Origin of the sequence: Synechocystis sp. LEGE 06083, from assembly GCF_015207725.1 — a bacterium.
In the GTDB taxonomy this organism is placed as follows: Bacteria; Cyanobacteriota; Cyanobacteriia; order Cyanobacteriales; family Microcystaceae; genus Synechocystis; species Synechocystis salina.
In genome coordinates this window covers 1-3,786 of sequence record NZ_JADEWJ010000330.1, presented here as the reverse complement: position 1 = coordinate 3,786, position 3,786 = coordinate 1, and the positions used below count along the sequence as shown (strand labels likewise).

Genomic DNA, 3,786 nt, shown 5'->3' with positions numbered 1-3,786 from the left:
CAGGCTAACAATGCTCCGCCGGCATACTGTTGGGAACCACAGATGAGCAAGACATGGCCCTGTTGATATTTATGGGTCACTAGGGATCGACTGAGGGGCAATGTTCGTCGAGCTTGCTCAGTCCCAAGGATTTGCACTGGCCAGATTTGGCCTAGAACGCTGGCGATCGCCTGGAGAGGTAAACCGATACCTAATAATTCCGTCTGGCCCAAGTGGGCCAAAGCCCTGTCCTGAAAGTAAGCTCGTTTCCAGAGACCAAGGCAAAAACTCCGGTCTGCCTGCACCGCTGTACCTAAAATTTCCCCCGTATCGGTATGAATGCCAGAAGGCAAATCGATGCTGACAACGGGGATGGGTAAAGCATTAATAGCTGTGACTAGATCGGCGATCGCCCCGGTAATCGGTCTAGTTAAACCAAAGCCGAACAAAGCATCAATAATTAGGTCGCAATGGGCTAAAGCCTGGACATCATCCACCCAAGGGATGCCCAAACCTTTGCCATAGTCAGCGTGGTTTTGGGTTAGGGGCTTTAACTGATCCAGGGGTTGTAAAACTTCTACTTGGTAATCCTGGAGCTTCAGTTCCCTCGCCACCACTAAGCCATCGCCGCCGTTATGGCCCGGGCCCACCACCACCCCGATGCGGGGAAATTTAGTGGGGGGATAGAGCAGGGACAATCTATTGGCGATCTGTAGAGCCGCTTTTTCCATCAAGGCCGCCACCGGCATGCCCTGGGCGAATAACCAATTTTCAATCTCCTGCATTTGGGCTGCACTGACCACCGCCCGGAACCATGGGGATGCCACAGTCATAATATTTTTCCCTACATTCCTAGGCCAACACCGGATCAACTAACGGCGATCGCCGCTGCAGTTGCCATTGATCCAAATATTCATACCAAGACTGTAAGCCTTCCCCTGTACGGGCAGACACCGCAAAAATTTGTGCTTGGGGGGCCACTTGCCGTAGGTTTTGCCAAGCTAGCTCAGCATTAAAGTCCACTGCGGCGGCAATGTCCTGTTTGGTGACTAAAATAACCTGGGCTGATTTAAATGTGGCGGGATATTTAAGGGGTTTATCCTCCCCTTCCGTGACGGAAAATAATACGACCCGTAAATCTTCCCCCAGATCATAGGCGGTGGGGCAAACTAAATTACCGACATTTTCAATGATCAATTGGTCAATGTTGTCTAAATTCAACTTTTGGGCTGCCTTGGCCACCATTTCCGCCTCCAGATGGCAAATATTTCCCGTGGTTACCTGAATGGCGATCGCCCCAGCACTGCGGAGACGTTGGGCGTCGTTATCGGTGGCTAAATCCCCCACAATGACAGCGGTGGGATGGTCTTGTTGTCGATCGCCGACCATTTTTTGGATCAGGGCGGTTTTACCGGCCCCGGGGGAGGAGAGAAAATTAATCACTAGTAAGCCTTTGGCCTGGAAGTAGCCCCGATTCCTTTCCGCTAGGCGGTCATTTTTGCTCAGAATGCCTTGGCCAATGGCAATGGACTGGCGATCGGGTTCAATGGTCACAGTCTGTTGACTTGGACTGTGGCTATGGTCGCCATGGTGGTGATGATGTTCCTGGTGGGCATGGCCATCATGGCTGTGGGCAAAATTTCCATCTCCATGGTGATGGTGGCTATGGGCAACGGTTCCCACCGCACTACAACCGCAGTTCTGGCACATAATAACCTTCCCCCTCGGGCAGAAACATCAATGTTATGCCCCCATGGTAAGAGAAGATGCTCGAAAGAGGTTCGGCCGCAATTCCCGTTTAGCGCAGTACTCTGGAGTGGACGGCGGCGGCAGAAATTTGTCTGCTCCGGCTCCGTGTTAACAATTGATTTTCCAGCCCTATTTTTCCGATGACAGCCCCCCTAACTCTCAACTTACTCCAAGGTTCTGTTCGTTTTCCCTTTAGTCCCGAAGCGGCGATCGCCCTCCAGGGGGAAATTAACCAATTGGTCAATCATTTAAAGGCCATTGGTGCCCAGGTGAACCAAGGAGGCCGGCCAGAGAAGCAACAGAATTTGGAATATTGCCACAGCGGAGAAGTATTTTTAGAAGTATTTTGTAACCCTAATATTTACCCCAGTCCCTTTGCCGCGAAAGTTTTGCTGACACTACGGGACGACCGGATTCGTTTAACCACCGAGGCTGAGTTGCCCAGACTCATTGAGGATTTGGCAGAATATCTAGCCCAGCATGGTTAGGCCAGGGCCTGCTGACATTTCCCTAATACTGATGGCGAGCAATACGGTGTCAAGTTCCCCATTCAACCAGCAAACCTATTGGGCAAGCTTTCGCTAAAGTAAATTTTGCAAACAGCGCTCCACCAATGTTTTCCCTCCCTCAAAATTTTCTGCAACCACCACCCCTCCAACCAGGCGATCGCCTCACGGTAGTGTCCCCGAGCGGTAGTCTGCGGGAATTGGCGGCATTACAAAAAGGGATAGAAATTTGGCGATCGTGGGGCTACGAGGTGACTTTCAGCCAAGGCTACAAAAACCGCCAAGGTTATTTAGCGGGCACGGATCAACAACGCCGGCAAGATTTACTGAACGCCTGGCTAGACCCCCAATGTAAAGGAATTTTATGCAGTCGGGGGGGCTACGGCTCCGCCCGGTTACTGGAAGATTGGCAATGGCCGGAAATTTCCCAGCCAAAATGGGTATTGGGTTTTTCCGACGTAACAGGTATTTTATGGAGTTTGCTCAAATCAGGCATTATTAGTCTCCACGGCCCGGTGTTGACCACGATCAGCGATGAGCCGGATTGGGCCCTGGAACGATTGCGGGTGCATCTTCAGGGCTTTCCCCTCACGCCGTTGGCCGGGAACAGTTGGCAAAAAGGCAAGGCTCGAGGGCGTTTAGTGGCGGGTAACTTGACCGTAGCCACCCATTTTTTAGGCACTCCCTGGCAACCCAATTTGGCTAACGTAATTTTGGCGATCGAAGATGTGACCGAGGCCCCTTATCGTATTGACCGCATGGTGACCCAATGGCGAGCCTCCGGCAATTTATCCCAGGTAGCTGGCATTGCCCTGGGGCGGTTTAGTGAATGTGAAGCCCCTGCCGGTTTCCCCAGTTGGACAGTGGAAGAAGTACTTGGCGATCGCCTAGGGGATTTGGGCATACCAGTGGTGGCGGATTTACCCTTTGGCCATGGCGGCGTCAACGCTATTTTGCCCGTGGGTAGCGAAGTGGAATTGGATGGGGATGCTGGCACCCTCAGTTTTTTATAATCTTCTCCGCCCTAGAGGACGGGGCTTCAGACCCAATTTCCTTGATGAATTTCACCCTGATTTCATTTTGCTTTGCCACACTAGGATCAAGGCAAAAAGCAGGAGTTAACCATCATCATGGGTAATCAATTCTGGATATATGGGTTAGCAGGACTACTCCTCAGTGGTTCGGCGGCTGGGGTAACAGCGGTTTATCGTAATCAATCCTCACCGCAGATGATGGCCCAACACGGAATGCACATGCAATGGACAGACCAGAGTTTTATAGAAATGATGATTCCTCACCATCAGGATGCCATAGATATGGCGGAGATGGCCCTGCAAAAAGCCCAGCACCCTGAACTGAAAGAGTTAGCTCAGAATATTATCCAAGACCAGGAAAGGGAAATTAAAGAAATGAAAACCTGGTATCAGCAATGGTTTGGTAAACCAGTTCCCCCTTTGTCAAGCCCAGGAATGATGGGAATGCACCAAGGTCACGGAATGATGGCTATGGATTTTAAAACCTTGGAAACGGCAACCAACTTTGACCAGGAATT

The 3,786-nt window shown here is 51.1% G+C and carries 5 protein-coding genes; 3 read left to right on the top strand and 2 right to left on the bottom strand.

The window, feature by feature from the left end:
• Both IQ219_RS17900 and hypB read right to left on the bottom strand, forming a co-directional pair.
• On the bottom strand, positions 1 to 812 hold an 812-nt coding region (locus tag IQ219_RS17900; protein ID WP_194073504.1), incomplete at its 3' end, for an NAD(P)H-hydrate epimerase.
• 19 nt (positions 813 to 831) lie between these two features.
• Positions 832 to 1,689 (bottom strand): hydrogenase nickel incorporation protein HypB, encoded by an 858-nt coding sequence (gene hypB, locus IQ219_RS17895; protein WP_194073503.1) that lies wholly within the window; start codon positions 1,687 to 1,689, stop codon positions 832 to 834.
• A 179-nt stretch (positions 1,690 to 1,868) separates the two neighbouring features.
• Between hypB and IQ219_RS17890 the strand changes: the two genes are divergently transcribed.
• The 3 genes from IQ219_RS17890 to IQ219_RS17880 all read left to right on the top strand — a co-directional run.
• On the top strand, positions 1,869 to 2,216 hold the full coding sequence (locus IQ219_RS17890; protein WP_194073502.1) for a hypothetical protein: 348 nt from the start codon (positions 1,869 to 1,871) through the stop codon (positions 2,214 to 2,216).
• A gap of 125 nt (positions 2,217 to 2,341) precedes the next feature.
• The gene (locus tag IQ219_RS17885; protein ID WP_194073501.1) at positions 2,342 to 3,247 is read left to right on the top strand and encodes an LD-carboxypeptidase; all 906 of its coding nucleotides are present in this window, start codon (positions 2,342 to 2,344) and stop codon (positions 3,245 to 3,247) included.
• Positions 3,248 to 3,364: 117 nt separating this feature from the next.
• A partial coding sequence (locus IQ219_RS17880; protein WP_194073500.1) for a DUF305 domain-containing protein occupies positions 3,365 to 3,786 on the top strand: 422 nt, incomplete at its 3' end.